Raw genomic sequence first — 16,812 nt, 5'->3', positions numbered from 1 at the left:
GAATAGACGAGAGGGGGAGGAACGCATGAAACAAGTAGAAGACCACGACCTGACAAAACCAGTTCATGAACGGGAACGCAACGTGACGTCCGCGAGAGACGGCGCTTCGAGTGCGAGTGCGAAGGAAGCCGCTACAACAGGCGAGAGTGCTGGAAACCTCGTATCGCCTTCCGACGAACAACTGCTTGAGATGTACCGCTCGATGATCCTCGTGCGGCACTTTGACCGTCGTGCCGTGCATCTGCAGCGCACCGGCCGCCTCGGCACGTATGCCCCGCTGGAAGGGCAAGAAGCTGCCCAAGTCGGCTGTGGATTTGCCCTCGACAAGCGTGACTGGCTGTTCCCGACCTACCGCGAACATGGCGTGTCGATGGTACACGGACTGCCGATGTCGACTGTTTTTCTGTACTGGAACGGTCGCCCGGAGGGGTGTATCCCGCCAGCGGGCGTGAACATTTTCCCGATCGCAGTGCCGATCGCGACCCAACTTCCGCATGCGGTGGGCGCGGCGTGGGCCTCGAAACTCAAGGGCGAGGACGTGATCTCCGTCGGTTTCCTCGGCGACGGCGCGACCTCTGAGGGTGACTTCCATGAAGCGATGAACTTCGCGGGGGTCTTCAAACTCCCGGTGATCATCTTCTGCCAAAACAACGGCTACGCGATCTCCGTTCCGCTCAGCAAACAAACCGCCGCCGAGAACCTCGCCAGCAAAGCGGCAGGCTATGGCGTGGAAGGCGTGCGCATCGATGGCAACGACATCACCGCCGTCTATGAAGCGGTCAAAAAAGCGGCGGACAAGGCGCGCCGCGGCGATGGGCCGACTTTTATCGAAGCCGTGACCTATCGCTTCGGTTCGCACACCACCGCTGATGACCATACCCGCTACCGGGCAGGTCAGGAAGTTGACGAGTGGAAATCCAAGGACCCGATTGAGCGCTTGAAAAAAGACCTGCTGGCGCGCGGTCTCTGGAGTGAGGAACAGGACGAAGCGGCGTGGGCGGAAGCGGATGCTCAGGTGCAAGTGGCGATTGACGAGATGCAAGCCGTACCGCCGGTTGACCACAACCGCCTGTTCGACTACGCGTATGCAGAACTGCCGCAGCATCTGGTCGAACAGCGTGACGAGATGCGCAGCTTGTACGGAAACGGAGGGGCGAAGTAGACATGGCCAAGATGACAATTATCCAAGCGATCACCGACGGCCTGCGCGTCGCCCTGCAGGAAGACCCGCGTGTGCTCGTGCTCGGCGAGGACGTCGGCGTGAACGGCGGCGTTTTTCGTGCGACAGAAGGGTTGCAAGCGGAGTTTGGCGCGGCGCGAGTGGTCGATACGCCCTTGGCCGAAGCGGGCATCATCGGTTCGTCGGTCGGTCTCGCAGTCAATGGGATGAAACCGATTCCAGAGATTCAGTTCTTCGGGTTCATCTACCCGGCGATGGAACAGATCGTGGCGCACGTGGCACGGGTACGGATGCGTTCGCAAGGTCGGTTCACCTGCCCGATGGTCATCCGTGCTCCGTATGGGGCGGGGATTCGCGCACCGGAGTTGCACGGCGACTCTCCAGAGGCGTTTTTTGTCCACCAGCCGGGGATCAAAGTCGTCTGCCCGTCCAATCCGTATGATGCCAAAGGCTTGTTGTTGGCGGCGGTGGATAGCGAAGACCCGGTGTTGTTCCTCGAACCGTTGCGCATCTACCGCGCCTTCCGCGACGAAGTGCCGGAGGGGCGTTACACGGTGGAACTGGGCAAAGCGAACGTGGTGAAGGAAGGCAAGGACGTGTCTGTTTTTGCTTGGGGCACGATGTTGCGCGTGGCGTTGGAAGCGGCGAAACTGGCCAAGGAAAAGGGCTGGGATGTGGAAGTTGTCGACCTGCGCTCACTCTCGCCGTTGGATCGGGAGACGATTGCCGAATCTGTGAAAAAAACGGGGCGTGCGGTCGTGGTGCATGAAGCGCCCAAGACCGCAGGGCTGGGTGCAGAGATCGCTTCGGTGATTCAGGATGAGGCGTTCCTGTACTTGGAAGCCCCCGTTGTGCGCGTGGGTGGGTATGACACGCCGCAGCCGTTGTTCTCGTTGGAAGATATTTTTGCGCCGGATGCGAAGCGAGTTCTGCATGGCATCGACAAGGCGATGAACTTCTAGAGGAGGTGTTGAGACATGACCATCGCATTTAAACTGCCGGATGTCGGCGAAGGGATTCACGAAGCCGAGATCGTCCGCTGGCTGGTCAACGTCGGCGACACCGTGCGGGAGTTTGAGCCGATCGTCGAAGTGCAAACGGACAAAGCTTTAGTTGAACTCCCCGCCCCGACCAGCGGCACCGTTCTCGAAATCAAAGCTCAAGCGGGATCGCTCGCCTTTGTGGGCGATGTCATCATCGTGTTCGGGGAAAAAGGCGCTGAAGCGCTGGACGCAAGTGCCACAGGTGCGCAAACGGGTGCTGCCGTAGAAACCCTCTCGCCAAAGGGAACCTCTCCTGCGCAACCTCCTGTCGCGCAGGGCGAACAGCTCGATCTACGCACGCTCCCCGCTGGACGCGTTCTCGCCACCCCAGCCACCCGCAAGCTCGCGCGTGATCTAGGCGTTGACCTCAAACTGGTCACCGGCACCGGCAAAGCCGGCCGTGTCACCAAGGAAGACGTCCGCCAATTCCACCAAGGCGATACTCAAGCACCACCGTCACCACCCGTCGCAGCTACCCATTCCTCAGACGCGGCACCTGCTGCCACACCTGCAGCTCCGACCCGTGCGGCGGTTCCGACCCCGGCTCCGGTCATCCCGAGTGCGGATGACGAACGCGTCCCGTTGCGCGGTCTGCGTCGAACGATCGCCAACCGCATGGTGCAATCGGCGTTTACCGCTCCGCACGTCACGGCGTTTGACGATGTGGACATGACCGAACTGATGGCGTACCGCAAGCAGGCCAACGCGCTGCTTGCCGAGCGTGGCATCAAATTGACGTTCCTGCCGTTCATCTTGAAAGCGCTAACTTCGGCCCTCAAAGCCTACCCCTACCTCAACGCACACATGGATGATGCCGCGGGCGAGATCGTTTTGAAAAAAGACTATCACCTTGGCATCGCCGTCGACACCCCGGACGGGTTGCTCGTTCCGGTGCTCAAGCATGTCGACCGCAAAAGCATCCTCGACATCGCGTCTGAGATCAAAGTTCTCGTCGACAAAACGCAAGCTCGCACGCTCGACGTGTCTGAGATGCGCGGCGGGACCTTCACGATCTCGAACATGGGGCCGATCGGCGGCCTTTTTGCCACCCCGATCCTCAACTACCCGGAAGTCGGCATCCTCGGGGTACACAAGATCGAAGAAAAACCGGTCGTCCGCAACGGCGAGATCGTCATCCGCTCGATGATGAACCTCTCGCTGTCGTTCGACCACCGTGTCATCGACGGCGCAACGGCGGTGCGTTTCACCAATCACATGAAACGCTTGCTGGAAAACCCGAACCTCATGTTCTTGGAGATGAACTAGCATGGTAGTCGGAGATATCGCAGTAGAAGTCGAAGTTGTCGTGATCGGCGGCGGTCCTGGCGGCTATGTGGCTGCCATCCGTGCGGCCCAACTTGGCAAGGAAGTCGTGCTGATCGACAAAGACACCGTCGGTGGCGTCTGCCTCAACCGGGGATGCATCCCGTCCAAAGCGGTGATCCATGCAGCCAAAACTGCGGCCACCGCTCGCAAGTCTGAGCACATGGGCATCCGTGTGACGGGCGTGGAAGTGGACATGGAGCAAGTGCAAGCTTGGAAAGGCGGCGTCGTCTCCAAGCTGACGGGCGGCGTGCAATCGCTGCTCAAAGCCAACGGCGTCACCGTCGTTTCGGGCAGTGCGTTGTTCATGGCGGACAACCGAATCGGCGTCGAAACCCCGTCGGGGATGGAGTACTTCAAGTACGAACACTGCATCCTCGCGACCGGCTCGCGTCCTGTGCAGATTCCGGCGTTCCCGTTTGATGGCGAGCACATCCTGTCGTCCACCGAAGCGCTGGCACTCACGGAGATCCCGCCGTCCCTGCTCGTGATCGGCGGCGGGTACATCGGGCTCGAACTCGGCACCGCGTTCGCCAAGTTTGGCAGTCGCGTGACGATCATCGAGATGGGCGCGAACCTGTTGCCGGGCGTCGACCCGACGTTGGTGCAAATTGTGAAAAAAAACCTCAAAAAACTCGGTGTCGAGATCCTCACCCAAGCAGCAGCGTCCGGCTACGAGATTCGCGATGGTCAGATCCATGTCACCGCTGATGTCCAAGGCAACCCACGCGTGCTCAGCGCCGACAAAGTGCTGGTCACCGTCGGTCGCCGCCCGAACACCGAAGAACTCGGTCTTGCCCAAGTTGGCTTGACGCCAGATGCGCGAGGTTTTCTCGAAACAGACGCCCAACAGCGCACCCAAAACGCCACGATCTTCGCGATCGGTGACATCACACACGGGCCGATGCTGGCCCACAAAGCCAGCAAGGAGGGCATCGTCGCGGCGGAAGTGATCGCAGGACATGCCAGTGAGATGGACGCCGTGGCGATCCCGGCGGTCATTTTTACCGATCCAGAGATTGCGACCGTCGGCCTGAGTGAGACGGAAGCACAGGAGCGGGGGATGGAGACGGTTGTTGGCAAATTCCCGTTTGCCGCCAATGGCCGGGCGTTGACGACCAACGACGGAGATGGATTCTGCACGGTCGTTGCGGAGAAGTCGAGTGGCGTGGTGCTCGGCGTACACATCGTCGGCCCGGAAGCTTCGACCTTGATCGGGGAGGCGACGTTGGCGATCGAGATGGGCGCAACCCTCGAAGATTTCCACCTGACCGTCCACGCGCACCCGACGTTGTCGGAAGTGCTGATGGAGGCTGCGGCAGATGCAGATGGAGTCGCCGTACACATTGCCAAGCGAAAATAGGCATAAAAAATACACCCTCGTCCCGGGGGTGTATTTTTTCACGGGAATTATAGGGATCGAATTTCCCAGAACGGGAACTGATCAACGGGGAACGTTTGAAAAAAGGAAAGGAAGGTGTTCAATCGGCAACCAATCTGAGTTCCAACGAGAGCGTTACGAGGTTACTTCTTGCGACGTTGCTGTTGTTTCATCAAGCGACGAATCTGGAGTTCATGCTTCTCGACCTGCCACTTCAACTTCACGACCACGCCGCCAATTTCTCGCAGGCCCTCCAACATCTCGGCACGAAACGCACCGATCTCCCGCGTAAACAAACTTGCCAGCATGTCAAACTGCTGACCCATCTCCTCACGCAGCCGGTTCTCCGACTGAGCGATCTCGCCTCGAAGTCGCTCTTCCAACTGGCCCATCTCGCCTCGAAGTTGCGTAACAACGCGCTCCTCTGACTGCGCAATCTCACCTCGAAGTTGCGTAACAACGCGCTCCTCCGACTGAGCAATCTCGCCCCGGAGTCGTCCTTCCAACTGGCCCATCTCGCCTCGAAGTTGCGTAACAACACGCTCCTCCGACTGAGTGATTTCGCCCCGGAGTCGTCCTTCCAGCTGGCCCATCTCACCACGGAGTCGCCCTTCCAGCTGGCCCATCTCGCCTCGGAGCTGTCCAACAATCCTCCTCTCTGAGTCCTTGATCTCCGCCTTCAACTCACCCTCCATCGTGTCACAGCGTTCCATCACCGCACGGAACATCACTTTGGTGTCGTCCGTAGGCTTTCGTACTTGTCTTCTCATTGCAATTCCTCCTCTCTACCCCTAGCCTACCAATTCTCTCCTTGATAAAACAACCCCGAATTTGATGTTAAAATTCCTCAAGTCGATGAAAAAAGTCCCGTTCCGCAACCAATCCACCCATAACCCCTTTTGACCGCCAATTCGCCCAATGCTACACTAATTAGAATGATGCTTTTGGAATAAGGAGAATGAAACAATGCCGAAGTTTAAAAACTTTGCCGCTCGAAAAGGCGTCCAAGACGCGGCCCGCAACAACCAAATGGTCAAAATCGGCCGCCAGATCATGGCCGAAGTCCGGGCGACCGGTATTTCCGACCCGAACCACAACTTTAAGCTGAAACAACTGGTCGTCAAAGCGCGCGCCATCAACATGCCGGTCGACAACATCGAACGCGCCATCAAAAAAGGCGCAGGTGATCTCGAAGGCGAAGAGTACGTAGAAATCCGCTACGAAGGCTACGGCCCAGGTGGCGTCGCCGTCCTCGTACATTGCCTGACCGACAACCGCAACCGTTCCGGCGCCGAAGTTCGCGCCACCTTCAACAAGCGCAAAGGCAACATGGGCGAACCGAACTGCGTCGCTTGGATGTTTGAGGAGAAGGGCGTTCTGACCATCGACCGCGCGGAGACCGATGCAGATGAGGACACGGTCATGATGACCGCGCTTGATGCAGGGGCCGAAGACCTGATCGCCTCCGAGGACGAATTCGAGATCCAAACCCAACCGTCCGACTTCGAAGCGGTCAAAACTGCACTCGAAGAAGCGGGCTACACCATCTCCAACGCCGAAGTGGCGATGGTTCCGAAAAATACCGTCAAAGTCACCGGCGATGACGCGAAGAACATGATCAAGATGATCGAAACCTTCGAAGACAACGATGATGTCCAGCACGTGTACACCAACATGGAGATTGACGAGGAAGAACTCGCCGCCCTCCAAGGCTAACAACCCCCACCACCTTACACAAAAAGCGACTGATCGCCCACGGGCTCAGTCGCTTTTTTTCGCAAAACCGCTTCAGTTCACACAGCACAGAACCTCGCCCTGCCGGACTCGCGTAGTTCACACAGAACCTCGCCCTGCCGGACTCGCGTATCTCCACGCGTCAGTCCGGCTTTTTCAGGCCCGCGCCCGCTCCATCACCGCAAGCCTTGGCAATGTCAGCGTGATCATCGTCCCGACATCCTGCTCGCTCTCGATCTGCACCGATCCGCCGTGCTGTTGAATGATCTTGAAACTGACCATGAGCCCAAGCCCGGTTCCCTTGTCCTTGGTGGTGTAGAAGGGCTCGCCGATTTTGGCGATGCGCTCCTTGGAGATCCCACACCCTTCATCGAGGAAGCGCAACTGCACATCACCGGATGCGGGGCAGGAGACTTCGATGCGAATCTCACCCCCGCGAGGCATCGCTTCGATCGCGTTTTTCAGGAAGTTGATGAAGACTTGCTTCATCTGGTTCTGGTCACACTCAATCCACGGGTCCTGCCCGTCGGTGAGGATGTGGATTTGGATGTTGTTCAGGATCGCTTGTGTATCGAGCAGCGTCAAGACCTCTTGCAACACCGTTCGCACATCGGTCGGTTTGAACCGCGTCATCTGCGGCTTGGCGAGCACCAACAACTCCGACACGATCAACTCGATCCGGTTCAGCTCCGAGAGCATCACCTTTAAGTAATCCGCCTTCGAGTGCCCATCCGCCTGCATCAGTTGCAAAAAGCCTTTGAGCGCTGTCAACGGGTTGCGAATTTCATGCGCGACCCCCGCCGCCAACTGACCCGCGATTGAGAGCTTTTCGGACTGCAGCAACATCTCCTCCGTCTTGCGCCGTTCGGAGATGTCGCGGGCGACAATCAGCACGTTTTCCAGATCGCCGTGCTCATTGCAGACGGGCACCGCTCGGCATTCGAACACCAGCCAGTGCCCATCGCGATGCCGACTGCGGAACTCTGCGAGAAATGACTCCCTCGTCTGCAGCATCCGTTCAAACTCACACTCCACAAGTCTGCGGTCATCGGGATGGATCAATCGCATCGATTGCGACCCGAGCAGCGCCTCCAGCGTGAGCCCGAGGGTTGTCTCATTCGAAGGCGAGGCGTATTCCACCGTGCCATCCTGCGAGATGACTGCAATCAGGTCGGACATGTTCTCTGCCATCAAGCGGAACTTCGTCTCGCTCTCTCGCAACGCCGTCTCCGCACGCTGGCGGTCGCTGACATCGCGCGCGACACAGATATAGCCGGAGGGCTCACCGGTCAACGGGTTGCGCACCACGTTGGTCGTCGTCTCCAACCAGACCAGCCGCCCTGTCTTGTGCAGCGCCCGAAACGTCGAACGGTACACATCGTCCTCACCGACGCGTCCAAACTGTCGGAGATAGGTGTCTTGGTCGTCTGCGTGGACAAAATCCCGTCCGTAACCGCCGAGAATTTCCTCCTGCTCGTACCCCAACAGCGTGCGACAAGCCGGGGAGACAAACTCGATTCGACCGTCTGCGCCATGCGAAGTGATGATATCTAGTGAATGTTCAGAGATCAGGCGATAGCGTTCCTCGCTTTGGCGCAACTGCTCCTGTTGGTTTCGACGATCTGTGATATCCTGCAACGTTCCGATCATCTGCACCGCCATGCCGCGTTCATTGAATTTGATCTCCGCTTGGGCGCTGACATGGCGCTCCGATCCATCGGTGCGGAGGATGCGATATTCGATCGAGTAGGGCTTGCCGTGCAGCGCTTGTTGGCACACCTGTTGCAGATAGACACGATCTTCCGGATGCACGAACTCAAGGCTCGAGGGGAATTTCGGCACATACTGCTCGGGCGACAGACCATAGATGCGGTACATCTGATCGGACCAGTACATCCGATTGAGCACCATATCATAATCCCAACTGCCCAATTGGGCGATGCGCTGGGCTTGTGCGAGCGACTGCTCGCTTTTTCGCAAAAGCTCCTCCTGGCGCTTGCGCTCTGTGATGTCCTTGGCGATGCCGAGAAACCCGACGATCATCCCTTCGATGATGATCGGGGCATTCGTCACATGCAAGTCCACCCAATGCCCGTCGCGATGGCGCAATTGTGTCTCATAATTGACCGGATGGCCTTCCACAACTTGATCGAGATAGGTCAAGGTGTTCTCCAATTTCAAAAGCGAGAAGAACTGTTCCGGTGATAACTGGCTCAATTCATACAACGTATAGCCACTGATGCGCTCGCCGGCAGGGTTCACATTGAGCATCTTGCCGTTCAAGTCCATGAAGTAGATCGTGTCTGGATTATGATCAAATAAGGTATTGAAAAACGCTTCGCTCTCCCGCAATTGTTTGACGAGATCCATCATGCTAGCACCATACCTTTATCTTAGATTCCCAATGGGGTCTCATACTCGATTTGCGTAGTTCATACTTACTAGTAAGATACGATATGCGAGCCGACTAGACCTTTAGACTCTTGCTTTTTAAATATACTGAATAGTACGATAAAATATATTGCAATGCAACCCATTACAAGCGTTTACCCTCTAGTCATCACAGACAAAGAGGCGAGTCAGCCTCTATGGCTCAGTCAGTTTATTGAGACAAACGAATAGTAAGAATTCAAATCGAAATCCCGTGCATGGTCCAAAAAGAAGTGTCCGTTTGACCTATCTACGCACCCCAAAAACTCATTTCGGCACACATCAAGATAGAATCCACCATAGCATGGTTTTTTCATCCTACTGAATGTTGTCCAACGCCTTCGAATACCGAATCAGGTCATCCTCCACCAACTGCACGGCGGGCGGAAGGACTTCGCGACCCTTCGCGTCTTCGATGAGGTGGGAGAGCACCTGGGAGTAGGACGCTGCTTGCTCCTTGGATTCAGCAGCTTCGAGATGGCGCAGGGTCTCTTGGAAGCTTTCCCATTCGGTCTTGGTCAGGATGATCTGGTCGTTGTGTTCGTTTTGCATAAGACACCTCCTCTACATCGTACTCATAGCTAGGATGCCCCAAGACCGCCGGCTACCAATTCTGAAAAAGCCCCTTCATCACCAACGCCAAATCGCGAGCGAGGAACCCCTGCGGTCATCAGTTGCCGCGGGCCTGAGCATCGTGAAAAAAGAAGCCGACCCACAAGCGGGTCGGCTTCTTTTCATTTTCATGCTCCTAGACCTACTGGATCGTCCCCGTGGCGCGTAGGTTGATGGTGACGTTGACCTTGAATTGGGCTCTTTTGTAGAGCTGCTCCCAAGTTTTCACTTCAACCTCCATATCTTGCCAATGAGTAGCGCGGTACAGGGAGCCAAAACCAATCGGATCGACTTGTTTCGCTTGCAACTTGTTCAAGAGCGTGGTCATCTCTGTCGTCAGTTTTTTCTCAGCTGCCTGTTTGATCTGCTCTAAGATCTGCGGTGTGACCTGGAGGCCGTGTTCGCCTTCCTCGACCAGACCGTCGAAATTGAGCGTGACTGTAATTGTGGGGTTTTCCCCGTCTGAGATCTTGCGTTTTACTTTCACTTGGTCGGCGTGGATCGCGAACGTATTGTTCGGCATCTTGATGTTATAGTCACTTTTGTTCACGATGCCACTGAGCACATTGTAATAACGGGTTTCGTCCGGGGTCAGCACCAACGCTAAGTGTGTATCGTCAAGGACCCCGACGCTGTCAATTGTATAGTACATGCTATTTTTGCTCGTCTCGGGTGAGGCGATCGGCACTACCGGATTCTCACCGGGATCGTTGCTCTTGCGAAATAACTGAAACAGGTACTGGGAGACGATGTACTGAGACTCGACCCCTTGCCCTCCAAAGGCTAGAATCAGGGCATTGGCAGGCATCCGCTCCGATTTTTGTTTGGAATCGAGCAGTTTCTCCGCCGTTGGCTTGCCGATGACGCACCACGAGATGCGCTGAATGAAACGCTGTCGGGTAAACCAATCCAGCGGATCGCGATAGTCCTCTTCGGCGAGACTCTTCCCGATGACCAACACGCGGGTGTGCCCGAAATCGAACTCCTTGTCGACGCGCGCCTTGAGCTTCTGGATCGCGTCGGAGATCGAGTCACTGTCCAAGGACAGCGACATGTAGTCTTCCTGCCCCATCTGCAACTGTCCCTTGGGGATGGCAATTTTGAGGGTGACACGGTACTTTTTTCCGGAGTCCTCCGGCTTGTCGATGCCGATGGCCGTGATGAAGAACCGCTTGTCGATGTCTTTGAACTCACAGCCGCTTAGCACGAGACAGAGCGACAGGACAACGATCATGAACGTAGCCCATCTAGATCTGCTGTTCATGACGACGCCTCCTCTTCGCGAGATAGATCAGCAGCGCGACCAACCCGATCTCGCTGAACAAGCGTGCGATCAACCAATACGTGGCAAACTCGAACAGGATGTACTCATTGTCTAGAATCTTTTGTAACACGCCCACGCCGAGGGTGAACGCGGCCAGCACCGCATAGTTCTGCCACTTGCGCTGTTGTCGAAACAGGCTCAGGATCAAGTGATATCCGATGTGCCAGTGCATGACCGCCTGCACCAACGCCACCATCAGATAGACCAGCAAAAAGGGAATCATCATGCGTTCGATCACGAAATACTGCATCGAGATCGAGTCGGAGGTTGGAATCCAAGGGAACGTGTAGCGATTGACGGAAAACTCACCGAGACGACCGATCGGGATGAAGAAGCTGGTCATCAAGGTCGCAAAGCCGAGACCTCCGAGGATCAGGTAGTGTCGTTTCTTGAGTTTGATCGCGGTCTCTTTGTTGAAGATCACCAAGTTCGTATACCCCGTGAAGATGTAGGACGCAGCCGCGATCATCGTCAGCGTCGGCAAGTGCACCAGATGTGTGCAAACATCATAGACATCCTCCCAGTCGGTGTTTTTTTCCAACACCGATTTGAGGAGGATGATGGCGATGAGCGGGATGTTGATGACAAAGAGAATCTCCAGTCCATTGAGCAGTCGGCTGCTCTTGAGCGGAACGACCAACAGCACCGTAAGGCTTAAAAAAAACAAAATGGTAAACTGCCCCGTCTCAGGGCTCAAATAGCGTGTCATGATCGTGGAGAAGGCCAGCAGTACGATCACGCCTGCGACATACCAAAAGCTGGAGATGTAACTGAGGAAGATCACCCGAAACCAGCGCGGCAGATAGCGCTCCATCACCTCGGGCAGCGACTCGCCGGGAAACTGTGCCAGCGATTGGGTACCGAGGACCAACAAGGTCATCCCGATCACCACGGAGATCAAGATCGACATCAGCGCCCCGTCGAACAGCCCGTTGAAGAGGATGTGTGGCACGAACACGATGATGTTCGAGACCATGTTGATCAGGATCGTGTAGAAAAGAAAGCGGTTCTCCTTCATTTCGATTCCTCCCCGCGCACCATTTTCAAGTAGGGAGTACCGAAACTGGTCAAGCTGGAGAGATAGAACACCAACAGGATTGCCCCGATGATGATCCCGATCAGCCCGGCCACCGTGGCGAGCAGCACGAACAGATATTTTAACACGCGCACGGCAAAGTTCATTTCAATGATCGGAATCACGTAGTTGGAGATGCCGACCACCGAGACGATGATGATCATGATGTTGCTGATCAGGCCGGCCTGTGTCGCGGCCTGTCCAAGGATCAAACCGCCTACCGTCGTGGCTGTCGGACCGATCGCGCGCGGCAACCGAACGCTCGCTTCGGTGAGAAATTCCATCATCAACAGCATGAAGATCACTTCCAGATAGGACGCATAGGGGACGGCAGCGCGACTGGCGACGATGGAGAAGGCCAGTTGCACCCGGAAAAACTCCGGGTTGTAGGAGATCGTGGCCACATAGAGGCCGGGCAGAATGATCGTGGAGAGAAATCCGATATAGCGCAGTAAGCGCAAAAACCAACCGATGAGCGGCAATTGCGTATAATCGTCCATCGCCGAGAAAAAGTCCCCAAATGACGAGGGCAAGATGACGGCAAACGGGGTGGTGTCGATCAGCACGATGATCTTGCCTTCGGAGAGATTTTTGACGGCGCGGTCCGGTCGCTCCGTGATCACCACCAGCGGGAACAGGCTCCAGCGCTTGCGGCGCAAGAGCGTGTTTTGCAAATGACCGGCTGACAGCAAGACTTTCAGGTCGATCTCGTCCAACTCGCGGCGGAGTTCTGCGAGCGCCTGTTGGTTGACGTTTTGCTTGTCGTACAGGAGCGCCAATTGCGTCTTGGAGCGCTCGCCGACATTTTGGTAATCCACTTGCAACAGATCAGACTTGTAGCGAATGCGCACCAGATTGAGGTTGGTCATCAAGCTCTCATTAAAAGCGTCCTGTGGACCCTGTACAGTCGATTCGACGGTTGCTTCGGCGACGGGCGAGACCTGAATCGATTTGGCTTCATACAGATACAAGCGATCCGCGACAAAGACGCCCACGTAGCCGGACAAGATCAGATTGATCGTCGTATCGAGCTCCTGATGGTGTACACAATTGGGAAATGACATGAGAAATCCGGTATACTCCGCTTCCGTTTGATAGTCCCAAAAGGGCGAGACGATGTATTTGGCAATCAGTTTTGAGTCGCATAGTGGTTTTACATAGAGGAGGCTGGCCTGTTTGTCTGCAGCTTGCAGCTCGCGGGCCTCGACATCGGCGGATTCTGAAAAGCCGTCTTCCAAAAACTGCTTGAGCGATTGGAAGTCATTGTTCCGTTGCATCAACCTTCCCTCCGATCTTGACTACTTCTCCTTAGGGTGGCTGATTCTTCCACAATTATGAGTGGCATAAAGGAAGTCGATTTTGAGAAGGATAGCGCAGTCAGCAAGAAACGGAGGTGAAATCATGGCACAGCAACAGCCCTTGGCCATCCACGAAACGATGGAACTACACGAAGCCCTGAATTTCAAAACGGTTTGCGCGTTGAAGTCGAAAATGATGTATGGGTTGGCACATGATGAAGACCTGAAAGCGTTATTGGAGTTGAACGTTCAACAATCCACAGTCGCGATTCAAGCCCTGCAAAGCCTCTTGGCCAGAAGCCCAATCCAATAAAGGGTGGTGACCGCTCATGAATGAAATCGATCTGGAGCACTTGTCCGAACTGCAACCGCTGGCTGACCCGACGATCGCGCTTGATTTTTTGCTCTCCGTGAAAAATGGAGTGCGCAACACCGCCATCGCGATCACCGAATCGTCGACCCCTGATGTCAGAGCTGCTTTACATACGCAACTGGAAACCAGCCTTACGATGCATGAGAAGCTCTCCCAACTCATGATGAACAAAGGTTGGTTCCATCCTTACAACGTGAGTGAGCAATTCCAGTTGGATTTGGTATCCTCGCAGACGGTGCTGAAGATTGCAAGCCTAGACTTGTTCCCGCCGCAGCCTCCGACCCAAGCACCGGGGAACAAGGGCCAAAAAGAGCCGAATGAACTAGGAAACTAAGGAGGCAGTGCAACGATGAAGGCCGTTACCTACCAAGGCATGAAGGACGTCAAGGTCCTCGAAGTTCAAGATCCCAAACTTGAAAAAGCGGACGATATCATCGTCAAACTGACCAGTACCGCGATCTGCGGATCGGACCTGCATCTGATTCACAATTTGGTTCCGAACCTTCCGCCAGGCTACGTCATCGGGCATGAGCCGATGGGGATCGTCGAAGAGGTGGGACCGGAAGTCACCAAGTTGAAAAAGGGCGATCGTGTGATCATCCCGTTTAACGTGGCGTGTGGAACCTGTTTTTTCTGCAACAACCACTTGGAAAGCCAATGTGACAATTCCAACCCGCATGGCGACGCTGGCGGTTTCTTCGGCTATTCGGAAACGCTCGGCGGGTATCCAGGCGGTCAGGCGGAATACATGCGAGTTCCCTATGGGAACTTCACCCCGTTTCGCGTGCCTGATTCCTGTGAAATGGATGACGAAAAAATTGCGCTGCTCTCCGACGCTTGTTCGACCGCCTACTGGAGTGTGGACAATGCCGGCGTAAAAGACGGGGATACGGTCATCATCCTCGGCTGTGGCCCGGTCGGACTGCTCGCGCAAAAATTTGCGTGGTTGAAAGGTGCCAAGCGCGTGATCGCCGTGGACTACGTCGACTACCGCTTGGCGCATGCCAAACGGACCAACCATGTCGAGATCGTCAACATCGAATCGGGCCCCAACATCGGGAACTTATTGAAGGAAATGACCAAAGGCGGCGCGGATGTCGTCATCGACTGTGTGGGGATGGACGGCAAGATGTCCCCGTTGGAAGTGGTGGAAACGGCGTTGAAACTGCAAGGCGGCACGTTGAGCGCGTTCATCATCGCCAGCCAATGCGTCCGCAAGGGCGGGACGATCCAAGTCACCGGCGTGTACGGAACGCGATACAACGGCTTCCCGCTTGGCGACCTGTTCCAACGCAACATCAACCTGCGGATGGGACAGGCGCCAGTCATTCACTACATGCCGTACCTGTACAACCTGATTGCCGAGGGCAAGGTCGACCCGTCCGACATCATCACCCACCGACTCCCGCTGTCCGAAGCCGAGCGTGGCTACGAAGTGTTTGACCGGAAAACGGATGGCTGTATCAAAGTGCTGCTGAAACCGTAACCGCCAGAACCGCCCTGAACCGGATCGCAAAAAAAATCCCTCATCACATGGGATGAGGGATTTTTTCGTCGTGCAGGACAGCGGTGGTCGACTTGCGATCGAGGAACCCGGCCCCGACAAACAGCGCTAGCATGATCCCCAGCGACCCGAACATCAACCCTGGCCAAGCGGTGCTCAGGAAGTACCCGTTGACATTCGGCGCGACGATGTTGGCGACGCCGAACATGATGCTGGCGATGGCACCAGCTGTGGAAAGCAACCCCGCGGGGAGGATATCTGCGGCAAACGCGAGGCCCAGCGTGTAGAAACTCCCGACCGTCGCACCTGCGATCACCAGCAACGCCATCAGCGCCCAGACGTTGGAGGAGACCAGCGGGAGCACGAGGAAGCAAACCGCTCCGATCGCGGCACAGGCCATCATGATTTTTTTCCGACCGATGCGATCCGACCAGCGACCGAGCGGCATCTGGAGCAACAAACTCCCGACCACGAACGACGGCAGGATGATCGACACCCAGTCCAGCGAGATCCCGTTGCGCACGGCAAAGACCGGGAAGTTGACGTTCAACGCCGACTCCATGTACCCGTACAGGAACGGGGGGATCAGCGCCAACCAGCCGAGCCGGATGACGTCGAGGTAGCGATTCGTGCGTTGTGCGCTGGCTTCGACCGGTTCGGGGAAGTCGTTTTTCAAGCGGAGCAACATCACAAAGGCCGCGATGTAAAACACGGAGATCGCCAAAAACGGTGCCCAGATGCCATACCCTAACAACAGCATCCCCAGCGGGCCAAAGGAAAAGCCTGCGCCATATGCGAAGCCGTAGATCGACAGGTCACGCCCGCGACGTTCCACCGGGGCGAGCGCCGTCACCCACATCTGCGCGGCATAGTGCAACGCCACATCGCCTACGCCGAGCAACAGGCGCAGGATGAACCACACCGTGAACCCGCGAAACACCGGGAGGAGCAAGGTGCTCACCGTCACGATGCACAGCCCGATCAGGATCGTCGTGCGGTACCCATACTTGCGGAGCGGGATCTCCATCAGCGGCGAGACGAGCAGAATTCCGATGTACAAGGCCGCCGCGTTAAATCCGTTGGCGACGGTCGAGACGCCCGCTTGCTCCAGCAAGACGCTGAGCAGGGGCAGGGTCAATCCTTGGCTCATGCCAGCGATCGCCACGATGAGCAAAAGTGTGAGGAAGATAAAGCGTTGTGAAGTTTTAGGTTTCATGCGTACAAAAATCCTTTCTATTAGAAGCACATGCTTTTGACTACCCGATCATCAGTGTCATAGGAGTCATACGTAGGTCGTAAATCTGCGAATTCCTGCCTCCTATCATACCGTGAATTCCCCGTGGACGAAACTGCGCGATACGTGGATAAGTAGTTTAGATTTTTTTAAAAATACTCTAAATTCATTGACGGAAGCCCAACTTCTGGGCTACAATGAAGACAACAAAGGGGAGTAGCTTGCAGGCACCGTCCATGCCTGTGACAACGTTCGTCATTACGAGAGTCCTGTGTAGGGCCCTCCGGCGTTGTCAACCACC

Annotated in this window: 15 protein-coding genes; 8 read left to right on the top strand and 7 right to left on the bottom strand. The window is 56.0% G+C overall.

Features of this window, described 5'->3' with window-relative positions; genetic code table 11:
- Window positions 1-25: 25 nt before the first annotated feature.
- From pdhA to lpdA, 4 genes are read left to right on the top strand one after another with little or no spacing between them, the layout of a single operon-like run.
- Entirely contained in the window at window positions 26-1,162 is a 1,137-nt protein-coding gene (gene pdhA, locus C7459_RS20275) for a pyruvate dehydrogenase (acetyl-transferring) E1 component subunit alpha (protein ID WP_109691108.1), read from the top strand.
- 2 nt (window positions 1,163-1,164) lie between these two features.
- A complete protein-coding gene (locus C7459_RS20270; RefSeq protein ID WP_109691107.1) occupies window positions 1,165-2,142 on the top strand; it encodes an alpha-ketoacid dehydrogenase subunit beta in 978 nt (325 codons plus the stop codon).
- A gap of 15 nt (window positions 2,143-2,157) precedes the next feature.
- Window positions 2,158-3,489: a dihydrolipoamide acetyltransferase family protein gene (locus C7459_RS20265; RefSeq protein WP_109691106.1), complete on the top strand. Its 1,332-nt coding sequence runs from the start codon at window positions 2,158-2,160 to the stop codon at window positions 3,487-3,489.
- Window position 3,490: 1 nt separating this feature from the next.
- On the top strand, window positions 3,491-4,909 hold the full coding sequence (gene lpdA, locus C7459_RS20260; protein WP_109691105.1) for a dihydrolipoyl dehydrogenase: 1,419 nt from the start codon (window positions 3,491-3,493) through the stop codon (window positions 4,907-4,909).
- Between the two features lie 161 nt (window positions 4,910-5,070).
- On the opposite strand, the gene C7459_RS20255 is transcribed toward lpdA, so the two are convergent.
- Window positions 5,071-5,697 carry a hypothetical protein gene (locus tag C7459_RS20255; RefSeq protein ID WP_109691104.1) on the bottom strand — a complete coding sequence of 209 codons (627 nt, stop codon included), beginning with the start codon at window positions 5,695-5,697 and terminating at the stop codon, window positions 5,071-5,073.
- 196 nt (window positions 5,698-5,893) lie between these two features.
- On the opposite strand from C7459_RS20255, the gene C7459_RS20250 reads away from it, so the two are divergent.
- Entirely contained in the window at window positions 5,894-6,643 is a 750-nt protein-coding gene (locus tag C7459_RS20250) for a YebC/PmpR family DNA-binding transcriptional regulator (protein ID WP_109691103.1), read from the top strand.
- A 174-nt stretch (window positions 6,644-6,817) separates the two neighbouring features.
- On the opposite strand, the gene C7459_RS20245 is transcribed toward C7459_RS20250, so the two are convergent.
- The 5 genes from C7459_RS20245 to C7459_RS20225 form a co-directional block, all read right to left on the bottom strand.
- The gene (locus C7459_RS20245; protein WP_109691102.1) at window positions 6,818-9,034 is read right to left on the bottom strand and encodes a PAS domain S-box protein; all 2,217 of its coding nucleotides are present in this window, start codon (window positions 9,032-9,034) and stop codon (window positions 6,818-6,820) included.
- A gap of 375 nt (window positions 9,035-9,409) precedes the next feature.
- Window positions 9,410-9,643: a hypothetical protein gene (locus C7459_RS20240; protein ID WP_109691101.1), complete on the bottom strand. Its 234-nt coding sequence runs from the start codon at window positions 9,641-9,643 to the stop codon at window positions 9,410-9,412.
- Window positions 9,644-9,845: 202 nt separating this feature from the next.
- Window positions 9,846-10,967, bottom strand: a complete 1,122-nt coding sequence (locus tag C7459_RS20235) for a Ger(x)C family spore germination protein (RefSeq protein WP_109691100.1) — start codon at window positions 10,965-10,967, stop codon at window positions 9,846-9,848.
- Window positions 10,951-12,045: a GerAB/ArcD/ProY family transporter gene (locus C7459_RS20230; RefSeq protein WP_109691099.1), complete on the bottom strand. Its 1,095-nt coding sequence runs from the start codon at window positions 12,043-12,045 to the stop codon at window positions 10,951-10,953. Before C7459_RS20230 ends, C7459_RS20235 begins: the two co-directional genes overlap by 17 nt.
- Window positions 12,042-13,379, bottom strand: a complete 1,338-nt coding sequence (locus tag C7459_RS20225) for a spore germination protein (RefSeq protein WP_109691098.1) — start codon at window positions 13,377-13,379, stop codon at window positions 12,042-12,044. The genes C7459_RS20230 and C7459_RS20225 overlap by 4 nt, the downstream gene beginning before the upstream one ends.
- A 124-nt stretch (window positions 13,380-13,503) precedes the next feature.
- Here C7459_RS20225 and C7459_RS20220 point away from each other — a divergent pair, with 124 nt between their 5' ends.
- The 3 genes from C7459_RS20220 to C7459_RS20210 are packed head-to-tail and all read left to right on the top strand — an operon-like array spanning window position 13,504 to window position 15,259.
- Window positions 13,504-13,713 (top strand): spore coat protein, encoded by a 210-nt coding sequence (locus C7459_RS20220; protein WP_109691097.1) that lies wholly within the window; start codon window positions 13,504-13,506, stop codon window positions 13,711-13,713.
- Window positions 13,714-13,729: 16 nt separating this feature from the next.
- Window positions 13,730-14,107 carry a spore coat protein gene (locus tag C7459_RS20215; RefSeq protein ID WP_109691096.1) on the top strand — a complete coding sequence of 126 codons (378 nt, stop codon included), beginning with the start codon at window positions 13,730-13,732 and terminating at the stop codon, window positions 14,105-14,107.
- Between the two features lie 15 nt (window positions 14,108-14,122).
- Window positions 14,123-15,259, top strand: coding sequence for a zinc-dependent alcohol dehydrogenase (locus tag C7459_RS20210; RefSeq protein WP_109691095.1), 1,137 nt, complete (start codon window positions 14,123-14,125; stop codon window positions 15,257-15,259).
- Window positions 15,260-15,302: 43 nt separating this feature from the next.
- Here C7459_RS20210 and C7459_RS20205 read toward each other — a convergent pair whose 3' ends face one another.
- Complete coding sequence (locus C7459_RS20205; RefSeq protein WP_109691094.1) at window positions 15,303-16,493, bottom strand: MFS transporter; 1,191 nt, start codon at window positions 16,491-16,493, stop codon at window positions 15,303-15,305.
- Window positions 16,494-16,812: the final 319 nt, after the last annotated feature.

It is taken from the genome of Tumebacillus permanentifrigoris (genome assembly GCF_003148565.1).
Lineage (GTDB): Bacteria > Bacillota > Bacilli > Tumebacillales > Tumebacillaceae > Tumebacillus > Tumebacillus permanentifrigoris.
Note: the sequence above shows the minus strand (reverse complement) of the source record. Positions and strands in the feature narration are given on the sequence as shown.